The sequence below is a fragment of the Mesorhizobium sp. M4B.F.Ca.ET.089.01.1.1 genome, from assembly GCF_004022605.1.
Taxonomy (GTDB): domain Bacteria; phylum Pseudomonadota; class Alphaproteobacteria; order Rhizobiales; family Rhizobiaceae; genus Mesorhizobium; species Mesorhizobium abyssinicae.
Genome location: NZ_RZOS01001504.1, coordinates 1 through 415 on the forward strand (window position 1 = coordinate 1; position 415 = coordinate 415).

At 60.7% G+C, this 415-nt stretch carries 1 protein-coding gene; it reads right to left on the bottom strand.

The genetic code is table 11. From position 1 onward, the window contains the following. Positions 1-96 precede the first annotated feature (96 nt). Positions 97-415: hypothetical protein (locus tag EN780_RS40190; protein WP_210215155.1), on the bottom strand; the 319-nt coding region annotated here is incomplete at its 5' end.

Consider the following 415-nt stretch of genomic DNA (forward strand, 5'->3'; position numbering starts at 1 on the left):
AGCCGTGCCGTATCGGGTTGAGCGCCTCGGGCTTCGAATAGAACAGCGGCAGCCCGGTATCCGCCGCGGCCGGTGCCGTCTGCGTCTTCAAATCACTCATCCGTATCCTCCTCTGGCGCCATCTGGGTTTAGAGCAATTCCAGGAAAAGTGTGTAACGGTTTTCCGTCCGGGATTGCGGCAAGGCAAGAAATAGAACGGCTCAACGTTTCCGCCAAACGATGAACCGCTCCGGTGACCCGCAAGCCGGTGACCATTCCGATCTCGCTGGCCGGCTTCACCGCCGCGATCGACAGGCTCGCAGCCGTGAAGTGATCAGGGAAGCCCGAACGGCTCCGAGTGCAATTGACCCCACCGCGATGATCGAGCCCGCTTGCGAAGAGTGGAGCGAACGGCGTCGATCGACTAGCTTCATGG